This is a genomic window from Streptomyces sp. NPDC048182 (genome assembly GCF_043202555.1).
GTDB lineage: Bacteria > Actinomycetota > Actinomycetes > Streptomycetales > Streptomycetaceae > Streptomyces.
The window spans coordinates 161,830-179,781 of record NZ_JBIDAQ010000015.1; the positions used below are offsets into that span (position 1 = coordinate 161,830).

Annotated in this window: 18 protein-coding genes and 1 tRNA gene; 13 read left to right on the forward strand and 6 right to left on the reverse strand. The window is 74.0% G+C overall.

The genetic code is table 11. From position 1 onward, the window contains the following. Positions 1-157 precede the first annotated feature (157 nt). From iolC to iolD, 4 genes are all read left to right on the forward strand, one after another. Positions 158-1,126, forward strand: a complete 969-nt coding sequence (iolC, locus tag ACGFZL_RS26360) for a 5-dehydro-2-deoxygluconokinase (RefSeq protein ID WP_393695316.1) — start codon at positions 158-160, stop codon at positions 1,124-1,126. Further along, complete coding sequence (locus tag ACGFZL_RS26365) at positions 1,123-2,013, forward strand: deoxyribose-phosphate aldolase (RefSeq protein ID WP_393695318.1); 891 nt, start codon at positions 1,123-1,125, stop codon at positions 2,011-2,013. The genes iolC and ACGFZL_RS26365 overlap by 4 nt, the downstream gene beginning before the upstream one ends. A 73-nt stretch (positions 2,014-2,086) precedes the next feature. After that, positions 2,087-2,992, forward strand: coding sequence for a 5-deoxy-glucuronate isomerase (gene iolB, locus ACGFZL_RS26370; protein WP_393695397.1), 906 nt, complete (start codon positions 2,087-2,089; stop codon positions 2,990-2,992). A gap of 8 nt (positions 2,993-3,000) precedes the next feature. Then, the gene (gene iolD / locus ACGFZL_RS26375; RefSeq protein WP_393695320.1) at positions 3,001-4,872 is read left to right on the forward strand and encodes a 3D-(3,5/4)-trihydroxycyclohexane-1,2-dione acylhydrolase (decyclizing); all 1,872 of its coding nucleotides are present in this window, start codon (positions 3,001-3,003) and stop codon (positions 4,870-4,872) included. A gap of 7 nt (positions 4,873-4,879) precedes the next feature. Here the strand turns inward: iolD and ACGFZL_RS26380 are convergent, their stop codons facing one another. Further along, positions 4,880-5,866 (reverse strand): aldo/keto reductase, encoded by a 987-nt coding sequence (locus tag ACGFZL_RS26380; RefSeq protein WP_393695322.1) that lies wholly within the window; start codon positions 5,864-5,866, stop codon positions 4,880-4,882. A 109-nt stretch (positions 5,867-5,975) separates the two neighbouring features. Between ACGFZL_RS26380 and ACGFZL_RS26385 the strand changes: the two genes are divergently transcribed. Together ACGFZL_RS26385 and ACGFZL_RS26390 are read left to right on the forward strand one after the other, a co-directional pair. After that, on the forward strand, positions 5,976-6,398 hold the full coding sequence (locus ACGFZL_RS26385) for an ankyrin repeat domain-containing protein (RefSeq protein WP_393695324.1): 423 nt from the start codon (positions 5,976-5,978) through the stop codon (positions 6,396-6,398). Between the two features lie 145 nt (positions 6,399-6,543). Beyond that, positions 6,544-8,196 carry a purine-cytosine permease family protein gene (locus ACGFZL_RS26390; protein ID WP_393695326.1) on the forward strand — a complete coding sequence of 551 codons (1,653 nt, stop codon included), beginning with the start codon at positions 6,544-6,546 and terminating at the stop codon, positions 8,194-8,196. A 42-nt stretch (positions 8,197-8,238) separates the two neighbouring features. On the opposite strand, the gene ACGFZL_RS26395 is transcribed toward ACGFZL_RS26390, so the two are convergent. Further along, a complete protein-coding gene (locus ACGFZL_RS26395; protein WP_393695328.1) occupies positions 8,239-9,045 on the reverse strand; it encodes an ABC transporter permease in 807 nt (268 codons plus the stop codon). Continuing rightward, entirely contained in the window at positions 9,042-10,052 is a 1,011-nt protein-coding gene (locus tag ACGFZL_RS26400) for an ATP-binding cassette domain-containing protein (RefSeq protein ID WP_393695330.1), read from the reverse strand. Before ACGFZL_RS26400 ends, ACGFZL_RS26395 begins: the two co-directional genes overlap by 4 nt. Positions 10,053-10,118: 66 nt before the next feature. On the opposite strand from ACGFZL_RS26400, the gene ACGFZL_RS26405 reads away from it, so the two are divergent. The 4 genes from ACGFZL_RS26405 (at position 10,119) to ACGFZL_RS26420 (ending at position 14,075) form a co-directional block, all read left to right on the forward strand. Then, entirely contained in the window at positions 10,119-10,748 is a 630-nt protein-coding gene (locus ACGFZL_RS26405; protein ID WP_393695332.1) for a TetR/AcrR family transcriptional regulator, read from the forward strand. 107 nt (positions 10,749-10,855) lie between these two features. Then, positions 10,856-11,737: an alkaline phosphatase family protein gene (locus ACGFZL_RS26410; protein ID WP_393695334.1), complete on the forward strand. Its 882-nt coding sequence runs from the start codon at positions 10,856-10,858 to the stop codon at positions 11,735-11,737. After that, positions 11,737-13,044 (forward strand): MFS transporter, encoded by a 1,308-nt coding sequence (locus ACGFZL_RS26415; protein WP_393695336.1) that lies wholly within the window; start codon positions 11,737-11,739, stop codon positions 13,042-13,044. The genes ACGFZL_RS26410 and ACGFZL_RS26415 overlap by 1 nt, the downstream gene beginning before the upstream one ends. Next, entirely contained in the window at positions 13,041-14,075 is a 1,035-nt protein-coding gene (locus ACGFZL_RS26420) for a TolB-like translocation protein (RefSeq protein WP_393695338.1), read from the forward strand. The genes ACGFZL_RS26415 and ACGFZL_RS26420 overlap by 4 nt, the downstream gene beginning before the upstream one ends. 12 nt (positions 14,076-14,087) lie before the next feature. Here the strand turns inward: ACGFZL_RS26420 and ACGFZL_RS26425 are convergent, their stop codons facing one another. After that, positions 14,088-14,864, reverse strand: coding sequence for a class I SAM-dependent methyltransferase (locus ACGFZL_RS26425; protein ID WP_393695340.1), 777 nt, complete (start codon positions 14,862-14,864; stop codon positions 14,088-14,090). A gap of 66 nt (positions 14,865-14,930) precedes the next feature. Between ACGFZL_RS26425 and ACGFZL_RS26430 the strand changes: the two genes are divergently transcribed. Both ACGFZL_RS26430 and map read left to right on the forward strand, forming a co-directional pair. Further along, complete coding sequence (locus ACGFZL_RS26430; RefSeq protein WP_393695342.1) at positions 14,931-15,533, forward strand: TetR/AcrR family transcriptional regulator; 603 nt, start codon at positions 14,931-14,933, stop codon at positions 15,531-15,533. A 64-nt stretch (positions 15,534-15,597) separates the two neighbouring features. Next, entirely contained in the window at positions 15,598-16,380 is a 783-nt protein-coding gene (map, locus tag ACGFZL_RS26435; protein WP_393695344.1) for a type I methionyl aminopeptidase, read from the forward strand. 46 nt (positions 16,381-16,426) lie between these two features. On the opposite strand, the gene ACGFZL_RS26440 is transcribed toward map, so the two are convergent. Then, positions 16,427-16,993: a hypothetical protein gene (locus ACGFZL_RS26440; protein ID WP_393695346.1), complete on the reverse strand. Its 567-nt coding sequence runs from the start codon at positions 16,991-16,993 to the stop codon at positions 16,427-16,429. 157 nt (positions 16,994-17,150) lie between these two features. Between ACGFZL_RS26440 and ACGFZL_RS26445 the strand changes: the two genes are divergently transcribed. Continuing rightward, on the forward strand, positions 17,151-17,735 hold the full coding sequence (locus ACGFZL_RS26445) for a TetR/AcrR family transcriptional regulator (protein WP_393695348.1): 585 nt from the start codon (positions 17,151-17,153) through the stop codon (positions 17,733-17,735). Positions 17,736-17,805: 70 nt separating this feature from the next. Here the strand turns inward: ACGFZL_RS26445 and ACGFZL_RS26450 are convergent. After that, a tRNA-Pro gene (locus ACGFZL_RS26450) sits at positions 17,806-17,879 on the reverse strand. Between the last annotated feature and the right edge of the window lie 73 nt (positions 17,880-17,952).

Consider the following 17,952-nt stretch of genomic DNA (forward strand, 5'->3'; position numbering starts at 1 on the left):
ACCGGATACAAGTGCGTGTGCGGGCCACTGTCAAGGCAATGTCAAGACATCATTTCGCCCACAGGTCCGAATGTACGGACAAAGCCTTGACAAGGGTGCCGGGGCGTCCTACACCTGAGAGCCAACAGGCCCCCGCCCAGCCTGAGGAGCGTCGCACATGACCGCGTCGGCACAGCGTCTCGATCTCATCACGATGGGCCGGATCGGGGTGGACCTCTACCCCTTGCAGACCGGCGTGCCGCTGGCGGAGGTCGAGTCCTTCGGCAAGTTCCTCGGCGGCTCGGCGGCCAACGTGGCGGTGGCCGCCGCCCGCCTCGGCCGCGCCTCGGCGGTGATCACCCGCACCGGCGACGACCCGTTCGGCGCGTATCTGCACCGGGCGCTCGGGGAGTTCGGCGTCGACGACCGCTGGGTCACGCCGGTCGCGGCCTACCCGACGCCGGTCACCTTCTGCGAGGTCTTCCCGCCGGACGACTTCCCGCTCTACTTCTACCGCCTCCCCAAGGCCCCCGACCTGGAGATCCACCCGCACGAACTGGACCTGGCGGCGATCGCCGCGGCCCGCGTCTTCTGGGTCACCGGCACCGGCCTGAGCGAGGAGCCGAGCCGCACGGCGACGCTGACGGCGCTCGCCCACCGCGCACGGCGTGGGACCACCGTCTTCGACCTGGACTGGCGCCCGATGTTCTGGCGCGACCCCGACGCCGCCCGCCCCCACTACGCCGAGGCCCTGCGGCACGCCACCGTGGCGGTCGGCAACCTGGACGAGTGCGAGATCGCCACCGGCATCCGCGAACCGCACGCCTGCGCCGAGGCGTTGCTCGCGGCCGGCGTGGAGCTGGCCGTCGTCAAACAGGGCCCGAAGGGCGTCCTCGCCGTGCACCGCGACGGGCGCGGCGCGGACGTGCCGCCGGTGCCGGTCGAGGTGGTCAACGGGCTCGGCGCGGGCGACGCGTTCGGCGGCGCCCTCTGCCACGGCCTGCTGGCCGGCTGGGACCTGGAGCGCACCGTGCGCTTCGCGGGCGCGGCCGGCGCCCTGGTCGCCTCCCGGCTCGCCTGCTCCTCGGCGATGCCGGCCGAGGCGGAGGTCGCGGAGCTGCTGGAGCGTGCCGGGGACCGCCCGTGACCTCGCGCGTCACCGGCCTCACCGCGATACGGGCGCGGCACCCGGAGGCCGTCGCCGAGGCGGCGGCCCGCCGCGCCCGACGCCCGCTGCTCGGCGCCTCCGGCCGCCTGATGATCGTGGCCGCCGACCACCCGGCGCGCGGCGCGCTCGCCGTGGGCGAGCGCCGGCTCGCCATGGCCGACCGGGCCGACCTGCTGGAACGCCTGTGCACCGCGCTGTCCCGGCCCGGCGTCGACGGGGTCCTGGCCAGCGCCGACGTGCTGGAGGACCTGCTGCTGCTCGGCGCCCTGGAGGGCAAGGTCGTGATGGGCTCGATGAACCGCGGCGGCCTCGCGGGCGCCGCCTTCGAGCTGGACGACCGCTTCACCGGCCACCGCGCCGAGGACCTCGCCCGGCTGCGCTTCGACGCCGGCAAGGCGCTGCTGCGCATCGACTACGACGACCCGGGCTCGCTGACCACCCTGGAGGCCACCGCCCGGGCCGTCGACGCCATGGCCCGCCACCGACTGCCGCTCTTCGTCGAGCCGTTCATCTGCCGCCGCGACGAGGGCGGCCGGCTGCGCACCGACCTCTCCCCCGAGGCCGTCACCCGGTCGGTGGCCATCGCCTCGGGACTGGGCGGCACCTCCGCCTACACCTGGCTGAAACTGCCCGTCACCCGCGACCCGGACGCCATGGCCGAGGTCCTCGCGGCCTCCACGCTGCCGGTGGTCCTGCTCGGCGGCGACATCGGCGGCCGGCCCGGGGAGCAGGCCGCCGTCTACGAGCGGTGGCGCGCGGCGCTGCGGCTGCCCACCGTGCGGGGCCTGGTCGTGGGCCGCTCGCTGCTCTATCCGGCCGAGGGCGGAGTGGCGGAGGCGGTGGACGCGGCCGTCGCCCTGCTCTGAGCGGGGGCGGACGGGGAACACGGGACGGAGCAGAGCCAGTGACGGAGGACGCCCTGTGACCGGAAGGCAGCCGATGACGCACCACCTCGCCGCGGGCACGGCCCGGGGCGGCCCGTACACGGTCCACGTCACGCCCGAGACGGCCGGCTGGGACCACTCCTCGCTGCGCGTCCTCACCCTGCCGCCGGGCGGCACGCACACCTTCGCCGGCGGGGACAGCGAGTGGATCGTGCTGCCCCTGGCCGGCTCCTGCACCGTCACGGTCACCGACGAGGCCGGCCGGCACGTCTTCGAACTCGTCGGCCGAAAAGACGTGTTCAGCGCCGTGAGCGACTTCGCCTACGTGCCGCGCGACGCCCACGCCACCGTCTCCTCGGCGGCCGGCGGCCGGTTCGCGCTGACCGGCGCCCGGTGCGAGCGGCGGCTGCCCGCGCGCCACGGCCCGGCCGCCTCGGTGCCGGTGGAGCTGCGCGGCGGCGGCAGCTGCTCCCGGCAGGTCAACAACTTCGCGGCGGCCGACGTCTTCGCCTGCGACCGGCTGATCGCGGTGGAGGTGCTCACCCCCGGCGGCAACTGGTCGTCCTTCCCGCCGCACAAGCACGACGAGCACCGGCCGGGCGAGGAGTCGGTCCTGGAGGAGATCTACTACTTCGAGTTCGCCGCCCACGACGGCGTGCCCGGCCTCGGCTACCAGCGGGTCTCCCCCTCCGGCCCCGGCCGCACCACCGACGTCCTCGCCGAGGTCCGCGACGGCGACGTGGTGCTCATCCCCGACGGCTGGCACGGCCCGTCGATGGCGGTGCCGGGCCACCACATGTACTACCTCAACGTCATGGCCGGCCCCGGCGCCGAACGGGCCTGGCTGATCAGCGACCACCCCGACCACGCCTGGGTCCGCGACACCTGGACCGGGCAGCCGGCCGACCCCCGCCTCCCCCTGTACTCCGCGCCGGCCCCGTCCGGCCACCCGTCCCCGTGAGGTCCGCCATGCCCACCTCCACCAACCGGCTGACCACCGCCCAGGCCCTGGTGCGGTTCCTGGCCGCCCAGTACACGGAGCGGGACGGCCGCCGGCACCGCCTGATCGCCGGGACCTGGGGCGTCTTCGGCCACGGCAACGTGGCCGGGCTGGGGCAGGCGTTGGTCGAGTACGCCGACCTCATGCCCTTCCACCAGGGCCGCAACGAGCAGGCCATGGTGCACGCGGCGGTCGGCCACGCCCGGCACCTGAACCGGCTCTCCGCGCAGGCGGTGACGACGTCCATCGGGCCCGGGGCCACCAATCTCGTCACCGGCGCGGCCCTCGCCACCGTCAACCGGCTGCCGGTCCTGCTGCTGCCCGGCGACTACTTCGCCTCGCACGCCGCCGACCCGCTGCTCCAGCAGCTGGAGCACCCGGTCTCCGCCGACCTCTCGGTCAACGACACCCTGCGCCCGGTCTCCCGGTACTTCGACCGCGTCACCCGCCCCGAGGCGCTGATCCCCTCCGCGCTCAAGGCGATGCGCGTGCTCACCGACCCCGCGGAGACCGGCGCGGTCACCCTCGCGCTCCCGCAGGACGTGCAGGCGGAGGCGTACGACTGGCCGGCCGAGTTCTTCGCCGAGCGCGTCTGGCGGGTCCGCAGGCCGGCGCCCGACCCGGCCGAACTGGCCGACGCCGTGCACGCGATCCGCGCCGCCGAGCGCCCGCTGATCGTCGCCGGCGGCGGCGTCCACCACAGCGAGGCCGAGCAGGCGCTCGCCGCGCTGGTGGACGCCACCGGCATCCCGGTCGCCGCCACCCAGGCCGGCAAGGGCTCGCTCCGCCACGACCACCCGGCCGACCTCGGCGGCATCGGCCACACCGGCACCGCCGTCGCCGACGGCCTGGCCCGCGCCGCCGACCTGGTGATCGGGGTCGGCACCCGGCTCACCGACTTCACCACCGCCTCCGGCACCCTCTTCCAGCACCCCGACGTCCGCTTCCTGAACCTCAACGTCACCGCCTTCGACGCCCACAAGCTCGCCGCCCGCCCCCTGGTCTGCGACGCCCGCGCGGGCCTGACGGCCCTGGCCGAGGCGCTGGCCGGCCACCGCGTGGACCCTTCGTACGAGACGGAGTACCGGGCCGGCAAGGAGCGCTGGGACACCGTCGTGGCCGGGGCCTACCGCGCCGACGACGAGGACGCGGTGCCGGCCCAGACGCAGGTGCTCGGCGCCCTGGACGCGGTGGTCGGCGAGACGGACGTGGTGATCAACGCGGCCGGCTCCCTCCCCGGCGACCTGCACAAGCTGTGGCGGGCCCGCTCCCCGCGCCAGTACCACCTGGAGTACGGCTACTCGTGCATGGGCTACGAGATCCCGGCCGCGCTCGGCGTCCAGCAGGCGGCGCCCGGCACCCGGGTCTGGGCGCTGGTCGGCGACGGCACCTTTCTGATGAACCCGACCGAGGTCGTCACCGCCGTGCAGGAGAACCTGCCGGTGAAGCTGGTCCTGGTGCAGAACCACGGGTACGCCTCCATCGGCGGCCTGTCCGAGGCGGTGGGCGCCGAGGGGTTCGGCACGGCCTACCGCCACCGGGCCGCCGACGGCACCTTCACCGGCGCCCCGCTCCCCGTCGACCTCGCCGCCACCGCGGCCGGACTCGGCCTGCGGGTGCTGCGCGCCAAGACGGTGCGGGAGCTGCGCGAGGCGCTCGCGGCGGCACGCGACGCGTCCGCCCCGACCTGCGTGTACGTCGAGACCGACCCGGCCGGCACCGCGCCCCCGCCCGAGGCCTGGTGGGACGTGCCGGTGGCCGAGGTGTCCGGCCGCGAGGCGCCGGCACGGGCCCGTGCGGCGTACGAGCGGGCCCGCGCCGACCGCAGACCGTATCTGTGACCACGAGTCAGTACGCCGCGTCCAGCCGGGCGCGCTGCTCGGCGCTCAGCTCCAGGTCGACGGCGGCCAGGTTCTCCTCCAGCTGCGCCACCGAGGACGCCCCGGCCAGCGGCACGATCGGCAGGTCCGCGCCGATCTGCCAGGCGAGGACGACCTGGTTGACGGTGGCGCCGGTCTCCCGGGCGACCTCGCGCAGCGCCGCGAGCCGGGCCGGGGTGCCCGGGTGGTCGTAGTCCGGGGGCAGCGGCTTGTCCTCGCGGACGTAGGCACCGGCCAGCAGCGGTGAGTAGGCGACCAGGGTGAGGGACGGCTCGGCCCGCAGGTAGCCGAGGAGTTCGGGCCCGGCGTGGCCGAGGCTGCCGTCCGGGAACTGCTCGCCGGGGATGTCGAAGCGGGGCCTGAGGAGACTGTGCTGGTACTGGAGCACCTCGTAGCCCGGCACTCCGGCAGCCGCCGCGAGGTTCCGGGCGCGCTCCACCCGCCACATCGCCTGGTTGCTGGCGCCGAGCAGCCCGACGGCGCCCTCCGCGACCAGCTCGCCGAATGCCTCGACGGTCTCCTGCTGCGGCGTGGTGAGGTCGTCGACGTGCGCGTACAGCAGGTCGAGCTTGTCGACGCCCAGCAACTCGCGGCTGCGGTCGGCGGACTCGCGGACGACCTTGGCGGACAGGCCCTCGGGGTTGTCGATGTAGCCGGTGCCGGCGGCGGCCGGGCGGGCGCCCAGCTTGGTGGCGATGACGATCTCGTCGCCGACGCCCCGGCTGCGCCGCCACCGGCCGAGCAGGGCCTCGCTGTGGCCGCCCTGCCCGCCGTCGTGCCAGTAGGCGTAGGCGTTGGAGGTGTCGATGAAGTTCCCGCCGGCCTCGACATAGCGGTCGAGGACGGCGAAGGAGGTCTTCTCGTCGGTGTACGACCCGAAGAGCATGGCGCCGAGCGCCAGCACGCTCACCTCCCGGCGGTGGGCGGGGTCGCTGCCGAGGGTGCGGTACTTCATGGTGGTGCTCCTCCCCTTGCGGGCCCGGTCGTCCGGGCCACGTCGAGGAGTGTTCTTGTTGAAGCGCACTTCAAGTCAAGTGCCGCGGGCTCACCTTAGGGTCGGCGTCGTGAACAGGCGACGTCGCAAGAAGCTGTCCGCGCGGCTGGTGGAGGCCGCTCTCGTCGACGACCTCCTGCGGGTGCGGAGGCTGCTGCGGTCGGGTGCCCCGGCCGAGACGGCCGACGCCGCGGGCACCACGCCGCTGTACCAGGCGTCCGTGAACGGCTCGGCCGGAATCGTGCGGGAGCTGCTGGCGGCCGGGGCGGCGCCGGACACCGAGAGCGGCACGGGCTCGGAGGGCACACCCCTGTGCGCGGCGGCCTGTTGGGGCCATACGGAGGCGGTGCGGGCGCTCCTGGAACACGGCGCCGACCCGAATCTGCGCGAGGACCACGGCACGGGGTGGGCGCCGCTGGAGTGGGCGGCGAAGGGACCGTATCCGTCGACCGAGGCGCTGCTCGTGGCCGCCGGTGCCCGCCACCGGGACTGATCGTCCGGGGAGGGGCCCGTCCGCGCCGGCGGGGAGAGCCTTCCGAAACACCCACGTCATCCGGGGCGTACCCGGGGGTAATGGCGGCTGCCTAGCGTCCCCGGCAGCACCGAGCCCCCGTCCGGCCCTAGTTGAGGAGACGTGGATGAGCACCGAGGAACGCCTGGTCGACGCCGGCGCCGTGGGGACGGCCGCCGGGGGGACGACGGCCGCGAAGGAGACGCTGGAGGACTACACCCTCCGTTTCGCGCCCCGCAGTTACCGGCGCTGGTCGCCGATGGTGGTGGCGACGACCGCGCTGGGCGGCATCGCCTACATGGCGGACTTCTCCATCGGCGCCGGCATCGGCCTGGCGCACGGCACCGGGAACGCGCTGCTGGCCATCGCCGTCGCGGCGGTCGTCATCTTCGTCACCGGCTTCCCGCTGGCCTACTACGCGGCCCGCTACAACATCGACCTGGACCTGATCACCCGCGGTTCGGGCTTCGGCTACTTCGGCTCGGTGCTGACCAGCGTCATCTTCGCGAGCTTCACCTTCATCTTCTTCGCCCTCGAGGGCTCGATCATGGCGCAGGGCCTGAAGCTGGGCCTGGGTCTCCCGCTCTGGCTGGGCTACCTGCTCTCCACGCTGATGGTGATCCCCCTGGTGATCTACGGGATGAAGGCGCTGAGCAAGCTCCAGGTGTGGACGACGCCGGTCTGGCTGCTGCTGATGGTCGGCCCGCTGATGTACCTCGTGGCCGCCGACCCGGGCACGGTGGACCGCTTCCTGGCCTATGCGGGCAGCGACGGCGACGGGGGCCTGAGCACCGCGTCGGTGCTGCTCGGCGCCGGGGTGTGCCTGTCCCTCATCGCGCAGATCGGCGAGCAGATCGACTACCTGCGCTTCATGCCGCCGCGCACCGAGGCGAACCGGCGGGGCTGGTGGACCGCGGTGGTCATGGCCGGGCCCGGCTGGGTGGTCCTCGGCGCGTTGAAGCAGGCCATCGGCGTCTTCCTCGCGGTGTACGTGCTGGCGGAGATCGGTCCCGCCGCGGCGACCGAGCCGATCCAGCAGTTCAAGGGCGCCTTCGACGCGATGCTGCCGTCCTGGCTGGTGGTGCCGCTGGCCGTCGTCCTCGTGGTGATCAGCCAGATCAAGATCAACGTGACGAACGCCTACTCCGGCTCGCTCGCCTGGACCAACTCCTTCACCCGCGTCACCGGCCGCTATCCGGGACGCATGGTGTTCGTGCTGCTGAACCTCGGCTTCGCGCTCGCGCTGATGGAGGCCGACATGTTCAGCTTCCTCAACGACATCCTGGGCTTCTACTCGAACTGCGCGATCGCCTGGGTCGTCACGGTGGCCACCGACATCATGGTCAACAAGTACCTGCTCAAACTCTCCCCGCAGGCACCGGAGTTCCGCCGCGGCATGCTCTACGCCGTCAACCCGGTCGGCGTCACCGCGTTCACCGCCGCGTCCGGGCTGTCCATCGCGATGTACTTCCACGCCCTGGGCGACACCCTCCAGCCCTACTCCCCCGTCGCGGCGGCCGTCCTCGCCTTCGTGCTCACCCCGGTGATGGCCGTGGTCACCAAGGGCCGCTACTACCTGCGCCGCACCGACGACGGCATCGCCGAACCCCGGCTGGACGCCGACGGCAACCCCAGCGCGGTCACCTACACCTGCCACGTCTGCCGCCAGGACTTCGAGCGGCCCGACGTGGCCCGGTGCCCCACGCATGACGCGGTGGTCTGCTCGCTCTGTCTGAGCACGGACCAGGTCGGCGACCATGTGCTGCCGGCGGCGCCGTGACGCCTCCCGGACGCAGACCTCCGCGGGAGCCCGGGCCGCACCTCAGCCCTGCCTGGCGTAGAGGCGGAGTGCCAGGGGCCCGCACACCAGGGTGAGGGCGGCGGTCGCGAGGAGGGACCAGGTGATCTCGCCGCCGGCGCCGCCGGTGTCGTTCATCAGCCGGCGGGACGCGCTCGCGAGGTGGCTGAGCGGGTTGGCGTCGACGAAGGCGCGGAGCCAGCCGGGCATCGTGCCGGGCCGGACGAAGACGTTGCTGGCGAAGGAGAGCGGCATCAGCACGGCGTTGGCGATGCCGAGGACGACCGCCGGGTCCCGGACGGCCAGGGCGAGCGCGGCCCACAGCAGGGAGAGCGCGAGGCCGAAGGCGACGACCAGGGCGACGGCGGCGAGCACCCCGGGTGCGCCGCCGTCGGGCCGGTAGCCCATGACGAGGCCGAGGCCCACCACGACGGCGGAGGCGAACAGGTAGCGCGCGACATCGCTGAGCAGGCCGCCGAGGACGAGGGCGCCGCGCCAGACCGGCAGGCCCCGGAAGCGGTCGAAGGCCCCGCCGCGCACGTCCTGGGCGAGCCGGGCGCCGCCGTACATGGTGACGATGGCGATGGACATGCTGAGCACGCCGGGCAGCAGGACCTTGAGGTACGCGTCCGTGGAGCCGCTGACGGCACCGCCGAAGAGGTACGTGAACAGCACGGTGAAGAGCACCGGGATGGCGGCCGAGTCCACGAGTTGCTTGGGGTCGTGCCGGAGCTTGAGCACGGCGCGGTGTCCGAAGGCGGCCGAGGCGGCGAGCGCCCCGGCGCGGTGGCGCACGCGTCCGTCGGCGAGCAGGGTGTCGAGGGGGCTCACGCGGTCACTTCCTCATGGTCGTCGGCGGCGGCCTGCCGGCCGGTGAGGGCGAGGAACGCCTCGTCCAGGGTGGGCCGGCCCAGGGAGAGGTCGGCGACGCCCACGCCGGCTTCGGCGAGCCGGGTCAGGACGCGACCGACCTGCCGGCCCGTGTCGGTGGCGTCGGCCGGGGTGCTCAACAGCACGGACAGGGAGGGCGGTTCGGCGCCGAGCCGGACCGTGCCGTCCAGGGTGCCGGCGAGGATCTGCCGCGCCCGGGACCGCTGCTCGGCGTCGAGGAGCCTGAGGTGCAGGGTGGCGGAGCCGACCCGGGACCTGAGCTGGGCGCCGGTGCCCTCCGCGACGATCCGGCCGCCGTCGACGACCGCGATGCGCTCGGCGAGCCGGTCGGCCTCCTCGAGGTACTGGGTGGTGAGCAGCACGGTGGTGCCGGCCGCGGCGACCCGCCGGACCAGCTCCCACACCTGGTTGCGGCTGCGCGGGTCGAGTCCGGTGGTCGGCTCGTCCAGGAAGAGCAGGTCGGGGGTGACGATCAGGCCCGCGCCGATGTCGAGCCGGCGGCGCATGCCGCCCGAGTAGCCGCTCACCGGGCGGCGGGCCGCGCCGGTCAGGTCGAACGCGGCGAGCAGGTCGTCGGCGCGCCGGCGGGCGGCGGCCCGGGACAGGCCCCGCAGCCGGGCGAGCAGCAGCAGGTTCTCCTGCCCCGTCAGATCCTCGTCGAGGGAGGCGAACTGGCCGGTCACCGCGATCCGGGCCCGCACGGCGTCCGCCTCGCCCACCACGTCGTGCCCGAGGACGCGGGCCGTGCCGGCGGTCGGGCGGGTCAGCGTGGACAGGATGCGCAGGGTGGTGGTCTTGCCCGCGCCGTTGGGACCGAGGAACCCGTACACCTGCCCGCGCCGGATGGTGAGGTCGACGCCGTCCAGGGCCCGGCTGTCTCCGTAGTCCTTGACCAGACCGCGCGCCTCGACGGCGGGGAGGTCCTCGTCGGAACTCATCTTTGACATGCCGTAAGAATTGGCTATCTCTGACACTCTGTCAATGTTCTGCGCGGAACGCCTATGCTTCTCGTCATGCCCGACTCGCCCTCAGGGGCCGCACCGCCCCGCCGCCGCAGGTCCGACGCCCGGCGCAGCATCGGCGCGATCCTCGACGCGGCCCGGGTCGTGCTGGGCGAGCGCCCGGAGGCGAGCATGGAGGACGTCGCCACCGCGGCCGGCGTCACCCGCCAGACCGTCTACGCCCACTTCCCCTCGCGCGACGCCCTGGTGGGGGCCCTCGTCGAGGCCGCCGCCGCCGAGTACCTCGCGCTGCTGGACGCCGCCGGACTGGACACCGCCCCGCCCGCCGAGGCACTGGCCCGGTTCCTCGACGCCGGCTGGCACTTCCTCGGCCGTCACCCGCTCGTGCTGAACCCGGCCGCGCCCGGGGCTCCGCAGCCGGGCCGCAACGCCCTCTCCGCAGCGGTGCCCCCGCGGCTCGAACGCCTCGTGCGGCGCGGCCAGTGCTCGGGCGACTTCGACGCGGCCCTCCCCGCCGACTGGCTGGCCGACGCCGTCATCGGCGTGCAGCACACCGCCGCGGCCCACCTGGCGGCCGGGCGGGTCACCGCGCGGGAGGCGGCGGCGCTGTGCCTGGAGAGCACCCTGCGCCTCTGCGGCGGCAGCCTGCCCGTGACGAAGACCCGTCGCGGGCACCCGTAACGTTCGCCTCCGCTTCACCGGACTCGGCTGTTGATGCAGCCATGTCATCAGCCGAGCCTCCTACCGTGGCGCCGCCATCCGGCACACCCCACCAGGGAGGACCCTCCGTGGAAGCCACGTCCCGCTCCCGCCGCACCCTCGGTGCCGCGGCCGCCGCCCTCGGGCTGGCCGCCGCCGCGCTGTGGACCGGCCTCGGCAACGCCCCCGAGGCCGGCGCCGCGGCCTCCGTCCCCACCCCCGACCACGTCGTGGTCGTCGTGATGGAGAACCACGCCTACGACCAGGTGATCGGCAGCTCCAGCGCGCCGTACCTCAATTCGCTGAAGGCTGGCGGCGCCAACCTCACCGCGATGTACGCCGAGACCCACCCGAGCCAGCCCAACTACTTCGCCCTGTTCTCCGGTTCGACCCAGGGCGTCACGGACGACGGCTGCTACACCCCCGGCTTCAGCTCCGCGCCCAACCTGGCCTCCGAGCTGGCCGCCGCCGGCAAGAGCTGGGCCTCGTACAACGAGGACCTGCCGAGCCAGGGCTCGACCACCTGCTCCAGCGGCGACTACGCCCGCAAGCACAACCCGTGGTTCGGCTTCTCCAACGTGCCGACCTCCTCGGCGTACACGTTCGGCCAGTTCCCGACGGACTACACCAAGCTGCCGAAGGTGTCGTTCGTCGTCCCGGACCTGTGCAACGACATGCACGACTGCTCGGTGTCCACCGGCGACACCTGGCTGAAGAACAAGCTGGGCGCCTACGCGACCTGGGCGAAGACCCACAACAGCGTCCTCGCCGTCACCTTCGACGAGGACAACCGCCTGGCCGGCAACCGCATCGCGACCGTGCTGTACGGCCAGCCGGTCAAGCCGGGCAGCTCCTCCGCCACCAGGTACAGCCACTACAGCCTGCTGCGCACCCTGGAGGACATGTACGGCACCGCGCACGCCGGCAACGCCGCCTCGGCCTCCGACATCACCGGGATCTGGGCGAGCTGATGTACGTCGCGGACTCACGGGCCACCCCCGCGCCGTCCGCGGCCCCCGCCGGCCGGGCCGTCCCCGGCCGGCGTCGGGCCGTGGCGCCGACCGTGCTGGCGCTCGGCACCGTCAGCCTGATCACGGACGTGTCGTCCGAGATGGTGACGGCGGTGCTGCCCCTCTACCTGGTGGCCGGGCTCGGGCTCAGTCCGCTGGGGTTCGGGCTGCTCGACGGCCTCTACAACGGGTTCAGCGCCGTGGTGCGGCTGGCCGGCGGCCACCTCGCCGACCGGCGCCGGGTGGGGCACAAGGCGGTCGCCGTCGCCGGGTACGGCCTCTCGGCGCTGTGCCGGCCGCTGCTGCTCGTCGCCGGCTCGCTGCCACTGATCGGGGCGGTGCTCGCCGCCGACCGGACCGGCAAGGGGCTGCGGACCGCCCCGCGCGACGCGATGATCTCCCTGGCGTCCGCCGAGGCGGACCGGGGACGGGCGTTCGGCGTGCACCGGGCGATGGACACCGCGGGCGCCCTGATGGGCCCGCTGGTCGCCTTCGCGGTGCTCGCGTACTCGCCGGAGGGCTACCACGCGGTGTTCACCCTCAGCAGCTGCGTGGCGGTGCTCGGGGTGCTGGTGCTGCTGCTGTTCGTGCCGGGGCGTTCGTCCTCGCGGGAGGACTCCCCGGCCGGCCCGGCCGAACGGCCCACGCTGCGCGCCGCGCTGGCGCTGCTGCGCCGCCCGGCGGTACGGCGCCTCGCCGTGTGCTCGGCGCTCCTGGGCCTGGCGACGGTCAGCGACTCCTTCGTCTTCCTGCTGCTCCAGACCCGGCTCGACCTGGCCGGCCGGTGGTTCGCGCTGCTGCCGCTGGGCACGGCGGCGGGGTTCCTGCTGCTCGCGGTGCCGCTGGGGCGGCTCGCCGACCGGGTCGGCCGGTGGCGGGTCTTCCTCGGCGGGCACGTGGCGCTGCTCGCGGCGTACGGGGCGCTGCTGTCGTCCGCGGACGCCGGGTGGCTGCCGTTCGCGGTGCTCGGCCTGCACGGCGCCTTCTACGCGGCCACCGACGGGGTGCTGATGGCCGCCGCCTCCCAGGCGCTGCCGGGCCGACTGCTGACCAGCGGTCTGGCACTGGTGCAGACGGGGCAGGCCGGGGCGCGGTTCGTCTGCTCGCTGCTGTTCGGAGCGGCGTGGTCGGCCTGGGGCGGGCCGCACGCGCTGGCCGTCTTCACCGTGGCCCTGGCGGTGGCGGCGGGAACGGCGGCGGCAGTCCGCCCGGCGCGCGACACGACCGTGGCGGGCCCGGAGACGTACGAGAAGGGAGCGCGCTCGTGAGGACGCGCGAGAAGATCCTGGTCCTGCTCGCCGCGGTCGTCGTCCTGGCGGCCGTCTCCGGCGCAGCCCTGTGGCACGGCCGGCAGCAGGCCGCCCGCAAGGACCAGGCGCAGCAGGGCGGTCCGCCGGTGCGGGAGGGCACGGTGTCGCTGGCGCGGGGCGGCCCGGCCCGGATCGTCTTCCGCAACACCGCGTGGGGCCCGCACCGCGACGAGCTGACCTCGGTCCCGGCCGGCTCCCCCGACACCGTGCGCACCGCTCCGTCCTCGGCTCCGGTGAAGTGCCTGCGCTTCCACGCGGCGGGCGGCACGGGCATCTGCCTGCAGTCGGAGCACCACGCGCTGGGCGAGACGTACCGGGCGGTGGTCCTGGACTCCGCGCTGCACGAGACGCGCCGGATCACGGTGCCCGGCATCCCCACCCGGGACCGGGTCTCCCCCAGCGGCCGGATGGTCGCCTGGACCGTCTTCGTCGGCGGGGACAGCTACGCGGGGACCGACTTCTCCACCCGCACCGGCATCCTGGACACCCGCACGGGCGCGCTCACACCGAGCCTGGAGAGCTACCGCGTCGTCAAGGACGGCCGGACGTACCACGCGGCGGACGTCAACTTCTGGGGCGTCACCTTCGCCGACGACGCCCACTTCTACGCCACGCTCGGCACCAAGGGCGCCACCTACCTGGTCCGCGGCGACATCGCCCGGCGCACGGTGACGACGGTGCGCCCCAACGTCGAGTGCCCCTCGCTGTCGCCGGACGGGCGGCGGCTGGCGTTCAAGAAGCGGGTGCGGGGTGCCGACCCGGACGCGCCGTGGCGGCTGTACGTCCTGGATCTGGCGACGATGCGGGAGAGCCCGCTCGCCGAGTCCCGCAGCGTCGACGACCAGGCGGTGTGGTCCCCGGACGGCCGCACGGTCACCTACGAACTGGCCGGGGACTACGGCGCCGACCTGTGGACGGTGCCGGCGGACGGCACGGGCGCCCCGCACCGGATGACCCGGGGCGCCCTCTCGCCGGCCTTCCTGCGCTGAGCCCGCGGGCGGCTAGTGGGCGTCCCGCACGGCGGAGGTCGCGAGGGTGGTGTAGCGCATCGTGAAGCGGCCCCCCAGCCCGTCGACGGCGTCGCCGACCGCGCCCAGGATCTCGGCCAGTGGGCCGGGATCCAGCCGGGTGAGGCCGCCGGTGGTGGGCAACAGGTCCAGCCACTCGTCGCGGGCGTAGGACCGCTCCCAGTCGAAGCGCCACCGTTCCGGTTCGCCGAACCGCCCGGTCTCCCGGATCGCGTCGGCGACCCGCGCGTACCCCGCCTGGTACGTCTCCAGCGGACGCCGGCCGCCGGACGGGGAGTCGGGTGCCACCCGGCGGCAGGCGTCCGCGAAGGGCTCGGCCACGTCGGCGGGCGGCTCGAAGACATGCCCGAAGACCGCCAGACGCCCGCCCGGCCGCAGCACCCGGGCCGCCTTGGCGGCGCCGACGGCCGGGTCCACCCAGTGCCACGACTGGGCGGCGGTCACGACGTCGAATGCCCGCCCGGCCGGCTCCCAGCCCTCGAAGGTCGCCACCTCCACCCGCAGCCCGCCGGCCCGCGCGAAGTCGGCCATCCGCGCATCCGGCTCGACGCCGAGCACGGCACAGCCGGCGGCCTGGAACTGGCGGGCCGCGATTCCCGTGCCGCAGCCGACATCGAGGACCTCGGCCCCCGGCCTCCCGGCGACGACTCGGGCCACCAGCTCTTCGGGGTAGGGCGGCCGGGCCCGGTCGTAGCGCCGCGCGTCCGCACCGAAGGACTCGGCCGTTCGCCGGGCCTGGTGGGGTGACACCGGCTCGGGTTGTTCCGACGGTAGCCCAGGGGCGGCGGGCGGCCGGCACACGAGAGGAGCGGCGGGTTGCCGACCGGGGTCCACCTTCGCGACGTACGACAGCAGCTGTTCGACGCCGCCGAACGCGTACTGCTGCGGTCCGGCCCGAACGGGCTGACCAGCAGGGCCGTCACCGACGAGGCGGGCTGCTCCAAGGGCGTCCTGCACCGGCACTTCGCCGACTTCGACGCCTTCCTCACCGAGCTGGTGCTCGACCGGGCGGCACGGCTCGGGACGCGGGCCCGGGCGCTGCGCGAGCGGGCCGGCGCCGGCACCGTGGCCGGCAACCTCACCGAGGCGCTGACCAGCCTGTTCGGCCCGGTCCCCGTCGCGATCGTCCCACTCGTCACCTTCCGCGACGAACTGCGCGCACGGCTGCGGCAGGCCAGGCCCGGAGGCGGCATCGCGATCCTCGCCGAGATCACGTCCGCGGTCTCGGCCTATCTGGCCGACGAGCGCACGAGGGGCCGGATCACGGACGCCGCCGACCTCGACTCACTCACCCTCTCCCTGGTCGGCGGCACCCACCTGCTCTACACCGACCACGCCCCCGACCCACCGACGACGGAAGCCGTCGCCAAGCTGGTCACCGCAGCCCTCGCCGTCGCCGCGCCGCGGCCGCCCACCTGACCCACGATTCTCATACCGGTATAGTTAGACCGGTATAGTTATCGGCTACGCGAGAAGGCGCCACATGATCGAGATCCTGAACCCCACCCTGCTCACCCGGGCGAGGGACACCGGCGCCCTCGTCGCCGACATCCTGCAGACGCTGAAGGGCCGCAGCACGGTCGGCACCAACCTCCTGGACATCGACCGGTGGACCAGGGCGATGATCGTCGACGCTGGGGCGCAGTCCTGCTACGTCGACTACGCGCCGTCCTTCGGCCGCGGCCCGTTCGGCCACCACATCTGCACCGGCGTCAACGACGCCGTGCTGCACGGCCGGCCGTACGACTACGCGCTCGCCGACGGCGACCTGCTGACGCTGGACCTGGCCGTGTCCCGGGGCGGCGTCGCGGCGGACGCCGCCATCAGCTTCGTCGTGGGGACGGCCCGGGACCCGGAGAGCACGGCGCTCATCGACGTGACCGAGCGCGCGCTGGCCGCGGGGATCGCCGCCGCCGGGCCCGGGGCCCGCGTCGGCGACCTCTCGCACGCGATCGGCACGGTGCTGCGGGACGCGGGGTACCGGATCAACACCGAGTTCGGCGGTCACGGCATCGGATCGACGATGCACCAGGACCCGCACATCCCGAACGCCGGCCGGCCGGGGCGGGGGTACACGCTCCGCCCCGGCCTGCTGCTGGCCCTGGAACCATGGGTCATGGCGGACACCGCCGACCTCGTCACCGACGCCGACGGCTGGACGCTCCGCAGCGCGACCGGCTGCCGCACGGCCCACAGCGAGCACACGATCGCCATCACGGACGACGGGGCGGAGATCCTCACCGCTGCCGGGCCGAGGACGGCTTGATCGGGCTCGCCCGGGCCGTGGAGGCGGACTGCGCTGTCGCGGTGCATCAACCTGCCTTGCCGCCCCGGCCCAGTCGGAGTGCGGAGACGAGGAAGAAGACACCGCCGAGGAAGGCGTAACCGGCCAGGCTCCCGAGGGAGGCGTCGCCCTTGCCGGCCTGCACGACGAACGAGGCCCCGGCCAGCGTGGAGAGGCCCCCGCTGACGATCATCGGCCACTGCCCGCCGAGGCCCCGGCGCAGGACGCCGACGATCAGTTGGACGAGCCCCGCGGTGATGGCCCAGGCGCCCCAGACACGCAGTACGGCCGGGATACCGGAGGCGGTGGCGGCGGCCAGGCCGGCGGTGGCGGCGGCACTGAGCGCGATGTTCGCGCCGAGACCCCGCGCCGATCCGCCGCGGGCCCGGGCGGACCTGAGGTCGGCGATCGCGCACGCCACGTCGAACAGGGGGTAGATCACCAGCAGCGCCGTGCCGAGAGGGCCGAGAGTGCGGGCCGAGGCAAGGAGCAGCCCGGCCCACACGGCGGCGAAGGCGAAGCGCAGGAAGTAGAGGCGGCGCAGAGCCACCGCCTCGCCCGTGGTGGGAGCGGGAGTGGTGACGATGGTGTCCATCAGGATCCTTTCAGCGGCTCGAGAGCCGGGACGAGCCCCGAGCACCCCAGCACGGGGTGCGAGGGATAGAACGTTCGGTCTTGCAGTGACTCAAGCCCATTCCCCGCTGCACGTCAAGACCGAACGTTCTCCCTCACCCACTGGTACGCTGCACGCCATGAGCGCGAGCACAAAGGGCGAGAGCACATCCGCGGCACGGGCGCGACTGCTCGACACGGCCACGCGGATCTTCTACGCCGAGGGCATCCACTCCGTCGGGGTGGACCGGATCATCGCGCAGGCCGGGGTCACCCGCGCCACCCTGTACCGGCATTTCAAGGGGAAGGAGGAGTTGATCCTCTCCTACCTCCAGCAGGCCGATCGCGGTATGCGCGGCCAGGTCGAGGCCATCAGGGACATGGGCCTCCCGGCCGCCGACACGGTGCGGGCCGTGAGCCGGAGCATCGCCGAGGGGATTCGGTCCGCGGGGTTTCGCGGGTGTGCGTTCCTGAACGCCGCGGCGGAGTTCCCCGACCCGGCGCACCCGGTCCACCAGGCCGTACTGGCACACCGACGGTGGTTCCTCGAAACGGCCACGCACTTGCTGGCCGAGGCCGGCTGCACGCCCGCCGACGCATCGGCCCGGCACTTCGTCATGCTCCGGGACGGCGCCATGGCGGCCGGCTGCCTCTCCGACCCCGCGCCGATCTGCGAGACGTTCCTGCGGGGCGTCGAGGACATCTTGCGAGCGGCGTCGCGGTGAGCCCTCCGGACAGCGAAGGGCCGGCTTCAGACTCCGCTGAAACCGGCCCTGACCCTGCGACTCTCACGAGTCGGGACGACAGGATTTGAACCTGCGACCCCTTGACCCCCAGTCAAGTGCGCTACCAAGCTGCGCCACGTCCCGGTGATCCTCCGCGCGGTGTGCCCGCGCGATCACGTGAGCAGAACTCTACCCCACGCCCCCGGGCAACCCGAAA